Raw genomic sequence first — 20,157 nt, forward strand, 5'->3', positions numbered from 1 at the left:
CTGTCGCGGGTGCGGTCATGACGGATCCCATGCGCGGTGGCCGATCGTGTCCCGCTCGACCAGGTCGACCGTGGTGAACTTCAGGGCGGTGATGGCCACGAGCACGCTGCCGTCCGCGGTGGCGGCCACTGCCCGGTCCTGAGCGGCCCGGAACCACAGGCGCAGTCCTTCCGGGTGCGCGTGAGCGAGTTCAGTGTCGGTGTGTGCGGTGTACAGGTCGATGCCGGCGATGGACACCGGGGCGCCCATGGCCTGCTCACCGCCGGGATGGGACGGGTAGCCGAACAGGCGCCCAAGGGAGTCGATGAGCAGTGCCGGTACGGCGAGGTGGGCGAAGGTGCCGTCCGGGTCGAGGCGGGGCGCCCACAGCGCGGTGCCGCTCGAGGCGTTGCTGCCCGGTCGCATATTGGTGCGCCACACTCCGGACAGCTGGACGGTGGTGTCGGGCCGTACGGCCGGGCAGTCCGGCATCGCGGGAGCGGGCGGCGGCGCCTGCTCGACGGGCGGGTCGTTCAGGGTGCCGATGAGGACATCGACCTGGCAGTGGAGCCGGTCGGCGACGAGGACGCGGCCGCCAGGGCCGTGCAGGTCCGACCGGAGCCGCACGCGCACAGTACCGTCCCCGAGCGTTGCGGCATCGATCCGGCAGGACGCGGCGCGGCCGCCCGCGTCGGTGTAGAGCGGCTGCTCGATGGTCATGTCCCGGAATCCGGTCACGGCCTGCCCCGGCTGGAGGAAGCGGGCCGCCTCGGCTGCCATGGCGAGCATCATCACTGCGGGCAGGAGGGGGCGTCCGTCGAGGAGGTGCTCGGCGAGATAGCTGTCGCGTCGCGGGTCCGCTTGCCAGGTCCAGCGGCCTTGGCCGGAACCGATGTGGTCCGGGGCACCGAGCAGGCCGCCGGCAGGGACGGGCTCGGGGGCGAAGTCGGGGCCGCCCTTGACGCCCCAGCTGTCGCCGAGCACGTACATCGGTGCGGGCTCGAGCGATCGGGGGGTGGCGAGTTCGGTGAGGAAGACGGCCGCGCCGGCGTCGTTGTCGAGCCCGCTGATACCGAGAGTGCGGGTGATGTGGGCGGCCAGGTGTTTGACCATGCCGGTCTGGTGCCACAGCCCCCAGCCGAGTGTGAACTCCGCATCTGTGTGGAGGCTTGTGGCCCGTGCCGCGGCGAAGAGGTACTCGTTCGCGGGCGAGTAGTCGGTGTCGCCGACGCATCCGGTGAGCGCGCTGCCGGAGCCGAAGTTGCACCACAGTACGGGCGCGGGGTCGGCGAACGCCTCCTTGAGATGGTGATAGCCGGTCACCTTCGTGTCGCGGACGGCACAGAAGTCGTCCAGCGCCTTGTCCTTGACGCCGGCGGAGCGGATGAGCCCGGCACCGTGGACGAGCAGGTCCACCCGGCGTTCCCGGTCGTACACCTGCCGGGCGGCGCGCATCACCTGTGCGCGGTGGCGCACGTCGCACCTGAGGTAGTGCACGCGGTCGGCTCCACAGATCCTGCGCAGGATGCGCAGGTTCAGCTGGATCTCGCGGGCACGCAGCAGGTCGTCGAAGCTCCGGTTCAGGTCTGCGACCTTCTGCCCCGGACGGTCCTTGAGCCGCTCGGCCAGCCAGGTGCGGCGGGCACCGTCGAGTTGGTCCTCAGCGGTGGCAAGGAGTCCTTCGGGCACCTCCTCAGCTTCCGTGGTGCCGAGCAGCCATAACCGTGGGCGGATGCGCTGGGCCAGCGCGGTCAGGCAGGCAGCTGTGGCCCCGCGGGCACCCCCGGTGGCCACGATCACCGCGTCCGGGCCGAAGGCCAGAGCCGCGTCGTACCGGGCCGCGGGCAGCGGTGAGCGGACGACCTGCTCGACATAGCGCAGCCCTTGGCGATAGTGGACCACGGTGCGGTCGCGGCGTGCGCCGCGCTCGGCGGCGACCTGGGCCAGCCCGGCTTCCAGAGTCGCGTCGGTGACCACCGCGAAGGCGGGGCAGGGCAGTTCCAGGGCGAGGCTGCGCCAGAAACCGGTGAACAGTGTCAGATGCGGATGGGTGGTGTGCCCGTGCAGCGGGTCCAGGAGCAGCGCCGCCGCCGAGCCGGAGGCGTCCGGCTCCATCTGCTGTACGGCGATCAGTGCGCATTCCTGCAACCTCAGCAGACCGGCGGGTGGCGGGGCCGGCCACGTGCACTCCACCCGGCGGGCGGAGCAGACCACCAGAAGATCCCGGGCCCTGCCCACCGCGCGACGCACCGCTTCGGCCAAGGCGTCCGGCTCCTCGCCGTCCGGGCGCCGCTCCACGACGGTCACCACGTCGCTGCCGGGCGTCGAGGGATCGGTACAGACGATCCGCGCACCGCACCTGCGGGCCCGGCCGGCCAGCGCCTGCGCCGACGTTGCGGAGTCGACGAGGATGAGGGTGCCGGGCCGGATGGCATGCCGGGCCGTCCCGGCACCCTCCGCCAGGACTACGTCGCGCCGACGGTGGACCACCACCGAGCGGTCCCTCAGGGCAGGCAGCGCGGCAGCCTGCGCAGGCGCGGCGCGGTGCGGCGCCTCCTCCCGTTCGGCGGAGGTGTGTTCCGACCCCGCTGGTGTGTCGGCCGCGGACGGCTGCTGCGCGAGGGTGGTCACGTACACGCGGGGCCCGGCGTCCTCGTTGCGCAGAACGGCGGCGGGCACGCCGAGGTGGACCGCGCGAAGCAAGGCGAGCGCACCTTCCGCCCCCATGTAGTCGGCAGCGCTCTCGACGAGTCCGATCTCCGGCAGGCCCGGTCCGGGACGGTCCGGGGCGTCGGGCGGCGTGGTGCGGATCTCCGCCAGGACGTCCCATCCGCGCTGCTCGGCCCGGGACCTGCGGCTGAGGACCAGCAGTACGGCCCCCTCCGCGAGGCTGCCCGCAGGCTTGCCGGCCAACTCGGCGCCGATCGCACCGGTGTTGCCGCTCGCGCCCAGCACGAGCGCCACGTCGAGTTCGCCGGAGCGCAGATATCGGCAGGCCGTGTGTAACGCGGCCTGGCTGGAGGCGCGTCCACAGTCGAGCGCCATGGCCATGCCGCCCAGACGGTGCCGGTTGGCCACCTGGCACGAGATCACGTTGGCGAGCTGGCCGGGCATGCTGGCCTCGTTGGCCGCGGGCAGTCGGCCGCGCAGCCTGTCCAGATAGTCCTGCAGCCGACCAGCGCTGTCCTTCCCGGGCTGCCCCTGCCGTACGGCCGCCAGCATGTCGTCGGCGGCCAGGCGCACCGAGTACTCGGCCATGGCCCGGGTGGGCCCCATGTGCCCGGTGAAGACACCGGTGGTCTCGCGATACGGCTCCCACAACTCGCCGTACTGCTCCACGAAGCCGGCGGCGGCCTCGATGACCATGAGGTGTGTGCGATCGATACTGCGCGCACTGACGGGCGGCATCTTCAGCTGCCGGAACGGGGGCAACGGGTACTGATCGCCGAACGAGGGCTCGGGAGCCTCCGCTTCTCCGCGCAGCCAGGCCACCACCGTGTGCCGGTCCAGGGCTCCGGGCAGGTGGGCATGCCAGCCGACCAGTACCACCGGGTCGTCGTGGGCGGGCGGGAGTGCCCGGGGCGGCGCGGTGGACGACTCCGGGCCGTGCAGCAGCAGGTGGGCGTTGCCGCCGCCCAGTCCGTACGCGCAGATGCCCGCCGTGCGGGGGCGGTGCGGCCGCGGCTGCCAGGGTGTGTCGGCGACCGGCACGGTGATCTGGCCGGCCCGGATGCCGTCGGGCAGGCGGGTGAAGTAGCGCTCGCCGGGGATGGACTGGTGCCGAAGAGCGAGCAGGGCGTGCACGAGGGAGACAGCGCCGGCCGCCCACGCGCCGTGACCCACCAGCGGCTTGTTGGAGGTGCACAGATGCCGGGCGGATCCGGCAAGTTCGGCGAGCCCTTCCAGTTCGGAGGCGTCGCCGACCCTGGTGCCGGTGCCATGGCCGACGATCCAGTCCACTGCGGACGGATCGGTGCTGTTCACCGCACGAGCCCGCTGCACCGCCCGCTTCTGGCCCTCCGGGTCGGGTGCCATGACACTGCCGGTGCCGTCGACCGAGGCGCCGAAGCCGCCGAGCACGCCGAGCACCTCATCGCCATCGGCGAGTGCTCGGTCCAGGCGTTTGAGCGCGACGATCGCGGCGGCGTCCGAGAACAGCACGCCGTCGGCATCCGTGTCGAAGGCGCGCACCTGACCGGTCCTGGACAGGCCCTGAAGCTTGGAGAACAGCACCAGATCCCGTCGTGGCCCGGTGTTGGCGCCGCCGCACAGCACCACATCCCGCTCCCCCGCCAGCAGGCTCTTGACGCCGAGGTCGACGGCGTACAGAGAGGACGAGCAGGCGGTGTCGACGGCCAGGAGCTCACTGCCCTCGGGCAGCAGCCCCGCACAGGCGGCCTGGATCATGCGGTCCGGGAACGCTTCGCGTGGCTCGGGTGCCGCCTCGGTGTAGCGGGCCGCGAGTGCCTGGCGCAGCGGGCCGGGCCGGTCTCGGGCGGCATCCGCGTCTGAGGCGGCCGCGAGCAGCGTCGCCTCCTCCAGGGCCAGGCTGCTGGGCAGGGTGCCGACGTACGCGCCGAGCCGGTCGCTCTGCTCGACCGTGACGGTGTCGAGCGCCTGCAGCAGGCAATGCCGCAGGATCCTGGCGGTGAGGTTTCCTCCCGTGCCGCATGCTCCGTCCGCCTCGTCGGCAAGGCGCGGATGCGGGGTGAAGTCGCGCAGGTAACCGGCCTTGCGGACGTACGACTTGTCCTCGGCCTTCGGATCGTCGGAGAACCAGTTGTCCAGGGAGAAGGCGGGTTCGGAGAACGCGTTGTGATCCTGGTGGAGCAGATGCCAGAACTCATCGGGAGAGCCGGCACCGGGGACGGCGATGCCCATACCGACGACGGCGACGGCGTGTTGCGAGCCGTGCACGTGCCGGGGCGCGGGTTGCGCTGCGGGCGGTTCCCATGCGGCGCTGTCCCGGGGGACGGCGGCGTTCGCCGGTTGCTGTGACTCGGCGAGACAAGGCGGTGCGGGGGCCACGGCGGCGTCCCGCTTGATGCGTCCGCTTGCGACAGGGCCGGGCGTGGTGGGCAGGGGTGGTGTGGCGGCGGTCCACAACGACATTCCCGCGTCCACCACCAGCGAGGTACCGGTGATGGCGCGGGCGGCGTCGGAGGCGAGGAAGACGACCGCATCGGCGATATCGTCCGGCCGCGGCATCCGGCCCAGCGCCGCGCCGGCCCGGGCCCGTGCCCTACGGGCCTCTCCGTCGGGCCAGTAGTCGACGGCCGCGCTGTCGACGAGTCCGGGCGCCACGGTGTTCAGCCGTATGCCCCGCGGCCCGAGTTCCGCAGCGAGATAGCGGCTGAGTGACTCCAGCGCCCCGCGGCAGGTGGCCATCGCGGTGTACCGGTCGAGCACGCTGTGGGCATGCTGGGCGGAGAGGTTCACGATCGCCGCCCCGGGTCGGCCTGCCATGAGGGGGATCGCGGCCTCGACGCAGCGGCGTACACCGTGCAGCGACACATCCAGGGAGCGCTGCCAGTCGTCGTCGGTCAGCTCCTCGAAGTCGCCGAGGACGCCAAAGCTCGCGTTGTTGACCAGAACGTCGAGGTGCCCGCAGGAGCCGGCCACCGTATCGAACAGGCTCCGCACGCCGGCCGGATTGCCGACCGACGCCCGCACGAGCTGTCCGGAACCGCCCTCGTCCCGAAGATCGGCAAGTGTCCGGCGGGCCTCCGGTTCGGAGTGGAAGCAGTTGACGACCACGTGGGCCCCGCGGCGGGCGAAGGCCAGTGAGATGGACCGCCCGATGCTCCGTCCGCCGCCGGTGACCAGGACGGTCCTGCCCTGGAAGCCGTCCGCCGACCAGGTGCTGCGCGCCGTCATGCCACTGCCCCTCCCGTGTTGCCGGCCTCGTCGTCCGTCGCGGCCAGCAGCATCATGAGGTCGGCCAGCTTGGGCAGCGTGTTGTAGTCACGCACCCGCAGATCGGCCGGCGGGGTCGGCAGGTCGTAGCGGTCGAGGAGCTCGACCAGAATCTCCGTCTTCTTCACGGAGGCGACGCCGAGGTCCGCCTCCAGATGGGCGTCCTCCGTCAGCACCTCCGGGGGATAGCCCAGGGCCTCGGCGAACACCTGGCGCAGCTCCAGGACCAGCTCGTCCCGGCCGGGCAGCGCTGCGCCCCGGCCGGAGTCGACCGGCGCACCGACCGCCATGACCCGGCCAGACGATGGTGCGTTTGCAACCGCGGGGACCTGCTCCGCCGAGACGTCGATACGGGCGGCGGGGCGGGCGAGCTCCGCGTCCCACGGTGCCGTCCCGGCCACCCTGCGGGGCAGCGGCCCCGCCTCAGGGCCGACCGACTGCAGAAACGTGTCCAGGATCTTCCGCGCGTCCGAGGCGCCCGGGGGCGGACCGACCAACTTCACATCAGGTGGCAGGCTCTCCGCTGCGCACTCGGTGAGCAGCGGCCGCGGCCCCGCCTCCAGGAAGGTGCCGACACCACTGTTGGCGTGCAACTCCCGGATCGCACCCAGATAGTCCACCGGATCCGTCAGATGCCGGTCGATGATCCGGCGCACGTCGGCGACGCTGCGCACCCAGCGCCCCAGGAGCGGGGAGAACACCCGGATGTGAGGCTCTGTGAGGCGGTAGCGAGCGGTGGCCTCGGCCACTTGCCGGGCCGCCTCGGAGAGCATCGGATTGTGGTGCGGATACACCACGAGCAGTCGGGTCGCCTGGGTGCCAAGAGCCCTGGCGGCCCTCTCCAAGCGCGGCAGCTCCTCAGTACTGCCCGACACCACAGTCTGCTGCGGTGCGTTGAACAGCGAGGGCTGCAGCGACCACCCTCCGACCGCTCCGCACAGGTTTTCGGCTCGCCGGGCACTCATCCGCAGTGCCGTCAGACCGCCACCGAAGTCACCCTCGGCCAGCGCGATCTCCCGCTCGCACAGCACCCGGGCGGCGTCGTAGGCCGACAGGCAGCCGGCCGCCGCCAGCGCGGTGAGCTCTCCCGTGCTGTGCCCCAGCAGAACGTCACCGCCACGGGCGTGGGCCTTGAGCGCGCCATGCAGGGCCAGGCCGGTGGCGAGCGACGCAAGGTGCAGACGGGTGGGCGTTTTGGCCAGATCCTCGATGTCCGGTGCCGCCGGGTCGGTCAGGGGTGTGGAGACCGGCGGTAAGCCGTAATCCCGCGCTGCCTGGTCCACTTCGCGGAGGACCGTCGACACCGCACCCTCGGATGCCAGGTGCTGGAACACACCCGGCGAATACCCGCCGAGGCCGGGAAACTGAATTGCCGTGTACGCCATTTCGAAGACCTCCGATGGGAAAACGTTTCTTCACTGTCGGGAACGGGCCGAGCATCCTGTGCATTGAGGGGGACATCCGTAACCGTCGGCCAGGGCCTGGCTATTCGGCGATGGCGGTGCTGTACGTGAATCGGAAGACCGGCACCGGCCGGCCCTCCACGAGCTCGGTGTCACCTGTGAGCTCGAAGTGCTGATGGCGCCCGTAGTACGCCACCCGCACCTCGGTCGGGACCGACTCCGTTTCCAGCTGTCGGACCGGCTCGATTCCCTCAGGTCCGCCTTTCACCACGATCGTGATCACCTCGACGCTCCCTCCCGGGGTGCGCTCGTTCTGCGATTCGTGAACGGTCAGGGCACGGTGCAGTCAAGTACCGATTCGACTGGGTCAACAACGCGTGCAACAGCCATGTGTGTGCACGGGATTCACACCCCGAGCGCCCGCAGCACACAGCACCTCCCGTACGTACACGGGGTGTTGGGGCGTCCAGCAGGCCGAACACGCAAGGCCGAACACGCAGCCCGCCCCGGCACAAGACGTTCGAGCTCCGGGGCGCTTCACGCACACGCTCGTACGCCAGGGCAGCGCCTCCCATCTGCGACCAGGCATTCAGCGGCTGCTGCCCCAGTCGCACCGGCCGTACTCCCGACGCCAGATGCGCGGGCGCAGGCCGGGAAGTCCAGGTTTACGATGTGCGGCTGAGGCAGACCCCACCCAAACCCAGCCACAAAGATCTTCGACAGAAGCGAATCAGGTTGCACGCAGGTTCTTGCCTCAATGGGCCTTATCGGTCGGTTCATCGACCACATCAATGCCACCGCTCACAGATCTCTGGACCATCCCACAAGGAGGAGAGATGCGCGGCATATCGGTTGCGGAATTCCCTGGCTACAGCACACGAGCGCCTGCGACATTGATCGATCTGGCGCAGCATGACGTAGCGGCCGCAGCAGTCCTGCAGCAGACGGATCAGGCTCTGCGGGAATACGGTCATGAGCCTTTGACGAATAATACTGCTCGACCGAAAGATGCCTTACTCGCCCAGTCACCGCTGCATTTACATGTAGGAGCCTTTGCTGTATCCAGCGCGCTCTATGCGGCGCTCGAGCATCGAGGACACAAGGCCGATATCCTCCTGGGGCACAGTGACGGCGAGTACGCAGCCATGGCGGCCGCCGGCTGCCTGTCTGCATACGACGCAGTACGGCTGCTCTGCGAACGAGAGGCGGCGTTCGCCCACCAAGGCGTACCTGGAGGGATGACCGCACTGCAGGCGAGCGCCCGTCGAGCCCGGCAACTCTGCCGTGCGACGGGTGACTGGACGCTGGCGCCCTCGCTGTTCAACGCACCCGGTCAAACAGTGATCTCCGGCCGTGTCGCAGGGCTGGAGGCAGTCGAAGCAGCGGCCCGAGCGTGCCGGATCCAGACAGCCAGGCTCTTGTCGCCGCACCCGCATCACCACCCGCTCCTCGCCCCAGCAGCCCGTTACCTCGACTCCGCGATGCGCAATGTTCAATTCCGCGCTCCCCGTGCCCGCCTGTACTCTCCGACCACCCTGACGTTCATCGAGAGCGCCGATGCCGCCCGCAGCGCCCTGATCCGCAGCATGACCACCCCCGTACAGCACATAGCCGCAGTACGAGACCTTCACGAGGCCTGGGGGGCCACGACCTTCATCGAAATCGCCGCACGACCGGTACTCAGAGACCTGACGGCGGCCTGCCTGCCGCGCGGAACGACCGTGACCGGCCCGCCGCACTCTCTCATGCTCCAAAGCGGGTCTGTTCGATGACTTCACCCTGCGCAGGCGCCACCGCTCAGGACGACATCTGCGGCATGACCAGGGCCTTTCACCAGGAGCACCCCAACGCTCCCCCGGCAAGTGCCCCAGCGTGATCGTCGCCCCCAACGCTCGATGTGAGCCAGACTTGCGGGCGTGGATGACATGGTGCTGACCGAAGACGGAGTTCGGCTGTGGGCCACCCGGGCCGGTGCGGGCGATCCTGTGGTCTTGTGCCACGGCGGCCCGGGGCTGTGGGACACCTTGGAGGAGGTGTCCGAACTGCTGGCGGACGGGGCCTCGGTGCACCGCTGGGACCAGCGAGGGTGCGGCCGGTCGCAGCGGTGCGGGCCGTACTCGGTCGCCCGGTCCGTGGCCGACCTGGACGCCGTCCGCCGGCACTTCGGGCTGAGCCGAATGGCACTGCTGGGCCACTCGTGGGGCGCCCAGCTGACGCTGCGGTACGCCCTGGAACACCCCGAGCGCGTGAGCAGGCTGGTCTACGTGTCCGGCACTGGAATCGACCGCGGCGCGAGCTGGCACGAGGCCTACGAGCAGAACCTGCGCGCCAACATCGGGAGCCGCCGCATGGGGCGTTGGGAGGCGCTGAAGGGCCGGAGGCGGACGGATGCGGAGGACCGGGAATTCTGCGTGCTGCAGTGGTCGGCGGACTTCGCCGAGCGGGACCGGGCTCTCGAGCACGCCGAGCGGATGGCCACGCCCTGGCTCGGGGTGAACTTCGAGTGCAACGCGGCCATCAACGCCGAGACCAAGCGCACCTGGGGGATGCCGGATCTGCGGGCGGCATGCGAGAAGTTGGACGTACCTGTGCTGATCGTGAACGGCGCCGAGGACATCCGGCCGGGATGGGCGGTCGATTCTTTGGAGCAGGCCCTGCCCCGGGTGTCCCGGACGGTGTTGAGCGGCGCCGGACACCTGCCGTGGGTCGAGGACCCGGACGGCTTCCGGGCCGCGGTCAGCGGCTTCCTGGCCGATCGTCAGTAGCACTTGGGACGGCCCTGGCGTGATCGTGACTCATTGGCATAGGGGACCGACGTGCCTTTTGCAGTACAGCAGCGGAGAACAGAAGCCTGGTTCAGACTGGCAGCCATGGGAAGCCCAGCGGATCAGCCGCTGCCAGCGACAGCAGCTGCTCGTGGTGAACTGGGCCATCGGGGCTCGGGGCGAGCCCCGAGAGCAGACGGTCGAAAGCAGCGATCATCCCGCGGTCGGGTTCCGGCACAGCGGGACGCGGCATCCACGGATGAGGCAAGTCCGGCGACTCCACCGAGTCACTGTAGACCAGTCGCCCAGGCCCCAGCTGCGAGTCGGTCTGGCTCCATCACGACTACCTCGGAGGCACACCCGCCTATCCCGACTGGGCCGGGATCGAGGGGCCCTGGCGGTTCTTCCTCCGTCTGGCGGACGCAGCGGACGACGGCCCTTACTTGTTCCCCCCGGTGTCGGAGTGGCGCGGGAGCAGGCAGTCGAAGACGACCTCTGCCAGCCTGCCGGGCCGGTTATTCGCACCACGCTGGCGCTCCGCCATCAGTGCTGCCACGACGATGGCCTGCACGTCGGCCGCATTCACATCGTTGCGTACTTCCCCGGCGTCCTGCGCGCGGGTGAGGAGCGCACCGAACAGCTCGCGCAACTGTGCCGCCCGCTCCTCGGTTTCGGCACTCATGGGGCCGCCCGCCGTCGCGATGGCGTCGGTCAGGTCCTGTTTCGCATCGGCCTCGGCGGTCATCCGGGCGAGGAAGGCGAAGAACGCCGACCCGGCCCCCGGGTCCGCCAGGGCGGCGCGGACATCGTGGGTCAGCTGCTCCAGGTGCTCGCGGACGACCGCCTCGAACAGTGCCTCCTTGGTGGGGAAGTGACGGTGGACCGTGCCCGGCCCGACGCCGGCCTGGCGGGCGATCTCATCCAGTGGGACCGCGATGCCTTCGGCGGCGAACGCCTCGCGGGCCGATCGCAGGATGCGCTCCCTGTTGCGGCGTGCGTCGGCTCGCAGAGGGCGCTGTCGCTCGGTGGTCAAGAGTCCTCCCAGGAAGGGAACTTGGGCTGTTGATAACCGGGGCGTGCGCCCCGTATATTCTCCATGCAACCGGGGTCTTCGCCCCGGTTATGTCGAGAGGAGTGTCCCATGACCACTGCCGCACCGCGCGACGTCCTCCAGCACTTCCTTCGCCTGACCGCCGACGGCCCCAGCGAGGCGATGGCCGACCTGTTCAGCACAGACGCCGTCTTCGAGATGCCCTACCTGCCTCCGGGCGCACCCGCGCAGGCGCCCGGACGGGACGCATTCCGAGCCCACCTGCGGGAGGGGGCACAGCTGCAGAAGTTCACCGCCGTGGACCACATCCATGTGCACGAGACGACCGATCCCGAACTCGTCGTCGCCGACTACCGCCTCCACGGTCACGTGCTGGCCACCGGAAAGAGGTTCGCCTTCGACATGGTCATGTTCGCCCGCATCAAGGACGGGCTGATCACGTGGTCGCGCACCTATTCCAACCCTCTCGATGGGGCGATCGCCTTCGACGCGGCCGAGGGACTGCTTACCTCGATCGCGGCTGCTTAGAGCCTCGCCCGACTGTCGCCCCTCATGGGCGGGTGGAATGTGCCGTGTGTGCATCTGACCTCCCCCTCGGGGGCGGCCACTTCGCCCCGTTGGTCTTGTTCCCTTTGGTGTGGGCCAGTCGGCAGGACTCGGTGCCGGTCTCGATGAGGGAGGGTGGCGTTGAAGGCGAGCCGGTCCACGATCGCCGCGCAAAGACGGGGGTCGGTGAAGGTGGTGGCGGGACTCCTGCACGGTGAGCTGCCGGATGATCAGGCGGCGGTAGGCGTCGTCGGCCGGGTCGACCAGGGCAGGGCGGCCTGGACCAAGCCGACCCGGATGCGTTCTCGCAGACCGCGACCTACCTCGAGGAGATCGTGCTGCTCCGCCCGCTCCCGCCCGCTCCCGCCCGCAACGAGCTGTACGGATACGGCGTCGCCATCGCCTGCCTGGAATCCCCGGGGAGCGCGCCTGACCGCCGGTACGCCTGCCTAGCCGCCCGCGGTCACGGCCTTGAGTTCGTCCAGCGATTCCTGCATCAACTGCGCCATCGTGCGTTCCTCGGCCGCTGCGATCCAGCACTCGAAGCCGACCTTGAAGACGGCGACCCCCGCTTCGGCGGTCAGGCTCGCGGCCGGCTCCGCAACGCCGCGTCCGCGCAAGGCGTCGGCGAGCGCAGCCGACAGCGAGGCGAGCTTGATCAGCTCGCGCTCCTGAAGTTCCGCGTTCGCCACGATCACGGCCTGTCGCTGCCGGGAGTGCTCGCGGCGGCCGACGAACACCGTGGAGACCGCCTCAAGTCCCGCCGCTACCGCGTCGATCGGCGCTGCGGATTCCGGAGCCTCGGCGACCGCGTTCACAAACAGTTCCTGCAACGCACCCGAGCCGTCGAACAGCACCTCGCGTTTGTCTGCGTAGTGCCGGAAGAAGGTCCGCTCGGTGAGGCCGGCCAGTTTGGCGATCTCCGCCACCGTGGTCTGCTCGTAGCCGTGCTCGCTGTAGAGCTCCAACGCCGCCTTCGCCAGGCGTCCGCGCGCGTTCGGCTCCCATCTACCCATGAGCAGATCCTACGTGATGACAGCCTCTGACATCACATGCTAGCGTCGATGACAGTCACTGACATCAACAGTTTGGGGCTCCCATGCGCATCTTCGTGACCGGCGCGTCCGGCTGGATCGGCTCCGCCCTCGTTCCCGAACTCATCGGCACGGGGCACCAGGTCGTGGGGCTCGCCCGCTCCGACTCCTCCGCCGCCGCCCTCACCTCCGCCGGGGCGGACGTGGTCCACGGCACCGTCGACGACCTCGACGTGTTGAGCAGCACCGCTACGGCGTCGGACGGGGTGGTTCACCTCGCCTTCAAGCACGACCTCGCCTTCACCGGCGACTTCCAGGGCGCCGCCGAGGCCGACCGCCGCGCCGTTGACACCCTCGGCGACGCGCTGGCCGGTACCGACCGCCCCTTCGTCATCGCCTCCGGCCTGGTCGGCCTCAAGCCCGGGCATGTGTCGACCGAGCGGGACATGCCCACGATCGACGGGTCGCCGATGTCCATCCGCTCGGCCACCGCCATGGCCGTGCTCGCACTCGCCTCGCGCGGCGTGCGCTCATCCGTGGTGCGGCTCTCTCCGACCTGCCACGGCGAAGGAGACAACGGGTTCATGACGACCTTGGTCGCCATCGCCCGAGCCAAAGGCGTATCGGGCTACATCGGCGACGGCGCCACCCGCTGGCCGGCCGTCCACCGCTTCGACGCCGCGCGGCTGTTCCGCTTGGCGGTCGAGAAGGCCCCCGCGGGAGCAGTGCTGCACGGCGTCGCAGAGGAGGGCGTCGCGATCCGGGACGTCGCCGAGGTGATCGGCCGTCATCTTGATGTGCCGGTGACTTCCGTGGCCCCCGAGGCCGCGGTCGAGCACTTCGCCTGGCTGGGCGGCTTCCTCGGACTCGACAGCTCTTCGTCGAACACCCTGACCCGCGAACTGCTGGACTGGCAGCCGACCCACCCCGGCCTCCTCGAAGACCTCGACAAGGGCCACTACTTCCATACCCCTGCCACCACCTCGTGACCAGCTAGCAGCTCTGGGGAGCGAGCCGAGCGGGGACAACCCCGAGGACGGCATCGCGGGCGGTCGAGCGGCCGGGTTGCGGACGATATGGATCGGCCAGCCCCACGACTGGCGCCGAGACGAACCGCGGGCCGACCGGACTGCTGTGGATGCGCCCGCCGCAATCAGTCCTCTGGCTCGATGAGCCTTGGCGTGAGCGAGGCGCCACGGCCCCTGCACGACCGGCGAAAGGCGCCTGCACCGCCAACCGCGGACGGGGTCGGCGCCTGGGTTCCGAATGGCACGGCCGTGCCAGCGGCCCGTGGCACGCTCGCGTACCCGACCTCTCACGTGCGGCCCCCGCGGGCTCAGCTCTGCTTGACGCATCGCCGACGAACTCCGGTGCGAATAAGACATTCCGGTGGTGGAGGGGTAGATGTCCAAGCGGAGGTACCTCCATGCACAGGCGGAGTGTCTCCCTCGCCGGACCAGCACGTTCCTCGCCCCGGGGCGAGCCCTTCGCCCCAGGAGTCCGGACGAGCGGCCTCTTTACGGATCCGACCTCCGGGTACGCCGCCGGGGTGCACGGCCCTCCCGTGCGAGGGCGGCCCGGTCGGTCGAGGGCGGGGTGAGTAATCACGTCGAGCACCTGCGCCTCGGCCTGCGTGACGCCCCGACCACGGCAGTCGCCGCGGCCGAGGCGCACTGAGCAGACCGTTCGGCGCCACTGTCAACCGCACAGGCTCCCTGCGCGTACGGGCGGCCGAGGCCGGCGTCGACACCGTGCTCGCCCAGATCATCCACCTCCCGGCAGCCCGTACGGTCCGGGGACCAAGCCGATCCCCGGACCGCTGGGCCGCCTGAGCGGTTCAGCCGCGGAGGCTGGAGGACAGGGCGTCGGCCAGCCGGGGTGCGGCGAACCGGGTCCCGCAGGTGAATCGCATCAGCGGGCCGAAGGTGGCCGCGGACTTGATGCCGGTGAAGTAGAGCCCCGGCACCGACGACTGGAACCCGGAGTCCAGAGCGGGAAATCCTCCGGTCCGGGCCAGCTCGGATCGCAGTTCCGGGGCGAGGAAGTCCAGGGCGTCCAGCCGGATCCGGTAGCCCGTGGCGGCAAGGACGTGCCCGGTCTCGATCGTGTGGGTGCTTCCGTCGGCGCCACGGGTGGTGAGATGGACACCCCCGCCGTTGTTCCGCTTGGCTCCGGTGATGGTCTCTCCGAGGCGTACGGGGACGACGCCGTCCAGCCGCGGCTTGAGCCACCAGGAGCCGAACGGCCCCAGCACCCGCTTCACCAGCCGCAGCCGGGTCGGCGCGGGCAGGAAGCGGAAGGCCGCTGCCTGGTGGACGACCGCATACAGCCCCCACGAACGGCCCAGTGGCGTGTCCGGCTGCCAGTGCGGTGACGGTGTCGGCGCGGCACCGAAAACCAACCGCGGAGTCCGTGCGAGCAGCCGGACCTGAGCCCCCGCCTCCCGCAGCAGCGCCGCACTCTCCTGAGCGGACTGGCCGGCACCCACCACGACCACGTCCTGCCCCGCGAACTTCGCGAGGTCGGCGTGGAGCGAACTGTGCGAGGCCAGCCCCTCCGGCACGAGCGGCACCAGCGCCTCGGGGACATACGCGAAACCGTCCATGCCGCTGGCCACGACCACGGCCTGCGCGCGCAGTTCCTCCCCGGAGGCCAGCTTGAGATGGAAGCCGTCCGCCTGCCGGTCGACGCCGAGCACCCGGACGTTCTCCACCTCCGGCACCAACTGCTCGGCGAACCAACGCCCGTACCGGACGAACATCTCCACGGGTACCGGATCGTGCCCGGTCAGCCGGGTCTCCCCGGCCTCTCGGCAATAGGCGTCCAGGGTGAACCCGGCTTCTGGAGCCGACAGCATCGACGCGCTCGGCGGCGACTTCAGCAGCATGCCCGCGGGCATGTTCTCGGCCCAGCTCGCCATCGGCGAGCCGAAGACCCTGACGTGCAGGCCGCGCGCTTTCAGATGCGCGGCGGTGGACAGGCCGTACGGGCCCGCCCCGATGACGACGACTGGTGCGACAGGAGTACTACGGGACACGTTTGATTCCCCCCTGACGCGGCACTCCCCTCGGAGCCCGCGCCCCGGCATGGCTGGGCACAGAACTGGCGGTCGAGCACACCGGAAACCGCTCGGCGGCCGAACGTCAGGCCGCGAGCAGCAGGGAGGAGAAGGGCGGGCCGCGCCGCACGACGGCGTCGGCCAGAAGGGTCACGGCAGGAGAGGCACGGTCGTCGCCGTATCCCGGGCATCGCTCGGCACTCGTATTCACGGCCAGTTCGAACGGCGCGCAGACCGGCGCGAACAACCGCCGCATCAGATCCCGCCCGGCCGCGCGCAGCACACGCCGACGGCAGGTGTCCATGCCATGCAGCAGCACCGCGCACAACACCGTCAGCAGCAGGTGCGCAACGACGACCGGCCGGCCCGCATGCACGGAGGTCGGCCACACCGCGTGCGCCGGCAACGCAACAGCGTCGTCGGCCCGCACGAACCAGTAGCCCGCGGCCACCTGCGCTCCGGCGGCGAGCGTCAACTGCCAGACCAGCGGCTTCTCCTGCCCCGCGCCCGGAAGTGCGACGGCGAAGAAGGCGAGGGCCACGGCAGCCCGCACACCCCATGAAGGGCTGGAGTCGAATGCCAGATGGTGGACGGTGCTCGCAACCGCCGTACCGAGAACCGAGAACAGTCCCGCTCGGACAGCCGCCACCGGCGCCACACGCGGTACCCAGCCGCGGCGGCGCACTCGAGACACATCCACCGAACCCCCCATGACCCACCCATGATGGGGCGCACGGCCCACCCGTGTCATCACCGCGTCCACAGCCGATCGGCGGCTGTCACTGTGCCGTTACGGAAGACATCTCACGACGTCTTCTCCGGCCGTACTCCCTGCACGTACCGCAACCGGGGCCGTATGTCCCCGCGCCCACGGGGCGGCCGAGGCCGTGCTGAAGGCGACCCGGATCCTCCCGGGCTTGGGCCAGGTCCTGAAGACCGGCTGGGCGCGTCGTCGTCAAGGAGCAGCACGTGCCCGTATGTTCGGCGGTTATGAATGTGGAGTTGCGGCACCTGCGGGCCCTCGTCGCGATCGGCGAAGAGGGAACCATCACCGACGCCGCGATCGCCCTGCACATCAGCCAGCCCGCGCTCTCCCGCACCTTGGAGCAGCTGGAGAATCGCCTGGGTGTCCGTCTGGTGGAGCGCACCACCCGTCACGAAGTCCTCCAGGGGTTCGACGTCCTCGTTGAAGCCGGCGAAGATCATCCCGGCGTAGACGCCCACCCTGAGGCGCTGTAGGCCGAAGTCCTTCTTCTCCAGTACGTCCTCGTAGCCGTCGGGGTACGGGATGCCGCGCAGCTTGCCGTCCAGGGCGTACGACCAGGCGTGGTAGGGGCAGGTGAAGCCGTTGCCGTTGCCCTTCGGCACCTCGCACAGGCTGGCGCCGCGGTGGCGGCAGCGGTTGACCAGGACGTTGATGCCGCCTCGGCGGTCGCGGCTGACGATCACGGGCTGGCGGCCGACCCATGCCGTGCGGAAGTCGCCCGCCTTGGGGAGCTCGCTCTCGTGCGCGACCCAGACCCAGGTCCGCTCGAAGATCCGGCTCATCTCCAGTTCGAACAGCGCCGGATCGGTGTAGAGGGCGGACGAGACCCGGTCGTCCTGGGCGAGGTTCGCAATGCTGCTCGCGTTCACCGGGCCGCCACCTCGCCGCCCACGCTCGGGGGCGTGGTCAGGGGGCGGCCGATGCGCGCCTCGATCGTGGCGTAGCGCCACAGCAGGTGGTCGCCGACCGGAGTGGTGCGGAACAGGTTGCAGGCCGCCGCGACCGTCTTCTGGTCGGCGACGTCGGCCAGGATGTAGCAGGTCCACGGCCAGGAGGCGGACGGGCCGACCATGTACTGGTCGTCGTCGATGTCACCGAGGACGTCGACCCCGGGCATGGCGGCGAGTTCGTCCCTCATGCCGGAGAAGGCCTTCCAGACCGGGCCGCCCGTACCGGCGGGCAGGTCGAAGAAGTTCTGGTTGATGCCAATGCAGAAGGGGACCCGCAGGGGGGGCGGGAGTTGGCTCGGGCATGTCGATCCCTTCGGAGTCCAGCGGCCGCGCCGGACAACGGGTTAAACGTGAACGAAGCCTCGGACGGAGGGGGTTACACGAAGCCGGGAAAGGGCTCAGCGCCCATGAGGACCGCCCCGGCGCCGTCGTACATCCCCTCGGTGAGGAACGCGTGCTGCGGCACCACCGACGCGTCGCGCAGGTAGCGCTGCATGGGATGGTCCGCGGCGATGGCCGCGGTTCCGGAGAGGGTGTAGGCGTCGCGGACGACGTCGAAGCCCACCCTTGCCGCGTGGGTCGCGGCCAGGCGGAGGACGCCGGCCTGCTCGGCGGTGGCGGCCAGGCCGTCGGCCACCGACTGGTAGACCTCCTCGGTCACCTCGTAGAAGAAGGAGCGGACCGAACGCAATGCGGCCTCCGCCTTGGCCACGGCGATCCGGTAGTAGGCGCGCTCGGCGAGCTTGGGGGCGCCGGTGAGGCCGGCCCGGCCGGCGCCTACTCGGATGGTGTGGTCCAGGGCGGCGCGGGCGATGCCCAGGTTGACGACGGCCAGCGCCTGCGCGGCGTAGGCGATGGCCGGGTAGCGGTACAGAGGCTCGTCCACCAGGGATCCGCCGCCCCGGACGAAGGTCCACTCCTCGGGGACGACGACACCCTCGACCTTCAGGTCGTGGCTGCCGGTGCCCTCCATGCCGACCACGTCCCAGTTCTCCACGATCTCGACCTGCCCGGGACGCAGGACGGCGGTGCGCGGCTTGCCGGACGACGAGTCGCCCACGCCGATGCCCACGCCGAGGAGGTCGGCGCCCTTGCAGCCACTGGCGAACCGCCAGTGCCCGGACACCTTGAAGCCGCCGTCCACCCGCTCGGCCGGCTGCAGCGGGAACAGCCCTCCGGCGAAGACCACACCGGGCCCGTCGGCGTACAACTCGGCCTGGGTGTCGAGGGGCAGGCCCGCCAGATAGACGCCCGACAACCCGAAGCTCGCGACCCAGCCCGCCGATCCGTCCACCGCGGAGATCCGCTCGATCAGGCGCAGGAACTCCGCGGGCGGCAGGGCGTCGCCGCCGAACCGCTTCGGCGTCGACGCACGGTAGAGACCGATCTGCTTGAATTCCTCGATCAGGTCGCGCGGAACGTGACGCTTGTCGGTGAATTCGGCGCGGCGGTCCGCGACATGCGCGAGGACCTCCTCGAAGGTCAGCGCTGCCGCCGGTCGGTCCGGGTCTCGGTCCGCTGATACTTCGAGAGTTCGCATCATCATCGGTCTCCTTGTGCGTCAGCGAGGTTCAACCCAGGCCCGGCCACTGCGCAATGACGGTGGTTTTGGTTCACGGCTCCCTCAATCGGGTTTGAATGCAGCGGCTTTGAGTAATTCCTTCACGGGCATGAGGATTTCTTTATGGCCGGGGAGCGCCGCGCGGTCGTTACTTCACTCGCTCGCCCGCGGCGTCAGCGACGGGCCTTGTTCGTGACGAAGGCGGCCAGTTCCTTGCCGAACCGACCGGGGTCCTCCAGGAAGGGCGCGTGCCCGACGCCGTCCCATCGCTGAATCTCCGCGGCCGGCTGGGCAGATGCGATGTGGTCCGCCGCGGCGGTCGCGACGACCCTGTCCTCGCTGCCCTGAACAGCCAGCCATGGCACCGTGACGGAGGCCGCGACATCGGTGCGGTCCAGTGCACGGCCCAGCAGGGCCCCGCAGACTCGCGTCGGCGTCTGCACGCTCGCCCCGAGCTGGGTCAGCAGGTCGGCCGTTGCGAGGGGACGCGCGGTGAACAGCTCGAGCAGCGTCCGCCGGGCCGCGACCACCGACTCCGTGTCCTCGGCCAGCAGTTGGGGCACGAGACCGAAGAATTCCGAGCCGAACAGCCGCTCCGCCCCCGGTACGCCGGCCGTGAGCGACGCATCCACCGTCAGCACGCCCGACAGCGCGGAGTCACCGTGTACCGCGATGTAGTCCATCACCACCAGCCCGCCGTAGGACCAGCCGCCCAGGACGGGCCGGTCAAGCCCCAGCGCGGCGATCACCGCCGCCACGTCGTCCGCCCACGCCCGCTCCTCGCCGTAACCGGTATCAGGCTTGCCGGACAGACCGTGGCCACGGAGATCCGGCGCGACGATCCGCAGGGGCCCCGGTGCCGTCAGCTGCTGCACCCAGCTCCAGGCCGACTGGAGGAACCCGTGGAGGAGTACGACGGCCGGAGCGTCTTCGGGGCCCGCGTCCAGTACGTGAAGCGGCACCCCGTCCGCTCCCGTGACCGTCGTCGTCCTGATGCCGTCCTCGCCTGTTCCATTCATCTGCATGCTGATCCTGCCTTCAGGTAGTGCCGAACTCATTGCGGAATCCATGGGGTTCTGGGCGCCTGACGGTCCGGTCCGGCCCGGCAGGCGCCCGCTCACGCTCGCC

Annotated in this window: 14 protein-coding genes and 3 pseudogenes; 5 read left to right on the plus strand and 12 right to left on the minus strand. The window is 70.3% G+C overall.

Translation table 11 applies throughout. The features are described 5' to 3' along the window. Positions 1-15 precede the first annotated feature (15 nt). From ACWD4J_RS41800 to ACWD4J_RS41810, 3 genes are all read right to left on the minus strand, one after another. Positions 16-5,856 (minus strand): SDR family oxidoreductase, encoded by a 5,841-nt coding sequence (locus tag ACWD4J_RS41800; protein WP_451400790.1) that lies wholly within the window; start codon positions 5,854-5,856, stop codon positions 16-18. After that, positions 5,853-7,280 carry an acyltransferase domain-containing protein gene (locus ACWD4J_RS41805; RefSeq protein WP_451400791.1) on the minus strand — a complete coding sequence of 476 codons (1,428 nt, stop codon included), beginning with the start codon at positions 7,278-7,280 and terminating at the stop codon, positions 5,853-5,855. Before ACWD4J_RS41805 ends, ACWD4J_RS41800 begins: the two co-directional genes overlap by 4 nt. A 100-nt stretch (positions 7,281-7,380) precedes the next feature. Then, positions 7,381-7,581, minus strand: a complete 201-nt coding sequence (locus ACWD4J_RS41810) for a DUF5988 family protein (RefSeq protein ID WP_451400792.1) — start codon at positions 7,579-7,581, stop codon at positions 7,381-7,383. Between the two features lie 553 nt (positions 7,582-8,134). Here ACWD4J_RS41810 and ACWD4J_RS41815 point away from each other — a divergent pair. After that, a complete protein-coding gene (locus tag ACWD4J_RS41815; RefSeq protein ID WP_451400793.1) occupies positions 8,135-9,070 on the plus strand; it encodes an ACP S-malonyltransferase in 936 nt (311 codons plus the stop codon). Between the two features lie 153 nt (positions 9,071-9,223). Then, positions 9,224-10,063 carry an alpha/beta fold hydrolase gene (locus tag ACWD4J_RS41820; protein WP_451400810.1) on the plus strand — a complete coding sequence of 280 codons (840 nt, stop codon included), beginning with the start codon at positions 9,224-9,226 and terminating at the stop codon, positions 10,061-10,063. A gap of 439 nt (positions 10,064-10,502) precedes the next feature. Here ACWD4J_RS41820 and ACWD4J_RS41825 read toward each other — a convergent pair whose 3' ends face one another. Next, the gene (locus ACWD4J_RS41825) at positions 10,503-11,096 is read right to left on the minus strand and encodes a TetR/AcrR family transcriptional regulator (RefSeq protein WP_451400794.1); all 594 of its coding nucleotides are present in this window, start codon (positions 11,094-11,096) and stop codon (positions 10,503-10,505) included. 108 nt (positions 11,097-11,204) lie between these two features. Between ACWD4J_RS41825 and ACWD4J_RS41830 the strand changes: the two genes are divergently transcribed. Beyond that, positions 11,205-11,642: a nuclear transport factor 2 family protein gene (locus tag ACWD4J_RS41830; protein WP_451400795.1), complete on the plus strand. Its 438-nt coding sequence runs from the start codon at positions 11,205-11,207 to the stop codon at positions 11,640-11,642. Between the two features lie 22 nt (positions 11,643-11,664). On the opposite strand, the pseudogene ACWD4J_RS41835 reads toward ACWD4J_RS41830, so the two are convergent. Continuing rightward, a pseudogene (locus ACWD4J_RS41835) lies at positions 11,665-11,854 on the minus strand (hypothetical protein); the annotation flags it as partial. A 255-nt stretch (positions 11,855-12,109) separates the two neighbouring features. After that, complete coding sequence (locus tag ACWD4J_RS41840; RefSeq protein WP_451400796.1) at positions 12,110-12,676, minus strand: TetR/AcrR family transcriptional regulator; 567 nt, start codon at positions 12,674-12,676, stop codon at positions 12,110-12,112. An 83-nt stretch (positions 12,677-12,759) separates the two neighbouring features. Here ACWD4J_RS41840 and ACWD4J_RS41845 point away from each other — a divergent pair, with 83 nt between their 5' ends. Next, positions 12,760-13,683 carry an SDR family oxidoreductase gene (locus ACWD4J_RS41845; RefSeq protein ID WP_451400797.1) on the plus strand — a complete coding sequence of 308 codons (924 nt, stop codon included), beginning with the start codon at positions 12,760-12,762 and terminating at the stop codon, positions 13,681-13,683. Between the two features lie 848 nt (positions 13,684-14,531). Here ACWD4J_RS41845 and ACWD4J_RS41850 read toward each other — a convergent pair. Both ACWD4J_RS41850 and ACWD4J_RS41855 read right to left on the minus strand, forming a co-directional pair. Next, the gene (locus tag ACWD4J_RS41850) at positions 14,532-15,731 is read right to left on the minus strand and encodes an FAD-dependent oxidoreductase (RefSeq protein ID WP_451400798.1); all 1,200 of its coding nucleotides are present in this window, start codon (positions 15,729-15,731) and stop codon (positions 14,532-14,534) included. Positions 15,732-15,837: 106 nt separating this feature from the next. Then, the gene (locus ACWD4J_RS41855; protein ID WP_451400799.1) at positions 15,838-16,401 is read right to left on the minus strand and encodes a hypothetical protein; all 564 of its coding nucleotides are present in this window, start codon (positions 16,399-16,401) and stop codon (positions 15,838-15,840) included. A gap of 341 nt (positions 16,402-16,742) precedes the next feature. Between ACWD4J_RS41855 and ACWD4J_RS41860 the strand changes: the two are divergent. Further along, positions 16,743-16,910: pseudogene (locus ACWD4J_RS41860) on the plus strand (helix-turn-helix domain-containing protein); the annotation flags it as partial. Positions 16,911-17,039: 129 nt separating this feature from the next. Here ACWD4J_RS41860 and ACWD4J_RS41865 read toward each other — a convergent pair. The 4 genes and pseudogenes from ACWD4J_RS41865 to ACWD4J_RS41880 form a co-directional block, all read right to left on the minus strand. Next, positions 17,040-17,300, minus strand: a pseudogene (locus tag ACWD4J_RS41865) (aromatic ring-hydroxylating oxygenase subunit alpha); the annotation flags it as partial. An 83-nt stretch (positions 17,301-17,383) separates the two neighbouring features. Beyond that, positions 17,384-17,656 (minus strand): hypothetical protein, encoded by a 273-nt coding sequence (locus ACWD4J_RS41870; protein ID WP_451400800.1) that lies wholly within the window; start codon positions 17,654-17,656, stop codon positions 17,384-17,386. A gap of 188 nt (positions 17,657-17,844) precedes the next feature. Next, entirely contained in the window at positions 17,845-19,014 is a 1,170-nt protein-coding gene (locus ACWD4J_RS41875; RefSeq protein ID WP_451400801.1) for an acyl-CoA dehydrogenase family protein, read from the minus strand. A gap of 188 nt (positions 19,015-19,202) precedes the next feature. Then, on the minus strand, positions 19,203-20,054 hold the full coding sequence (locus ACWD4J_RS41880; protein WP_451400802.1) for an alpha/beta fold hydrolase: 852 nt from the start codon (positions 20,052-20,054) through the stop codon (positions 19,203-19,205). Positions 20,055-20,157: the final 103 nt, after the last annotated feature.

Source organism: Streptomyces sp. NPDC002577 (assembly GCF_053594815.1).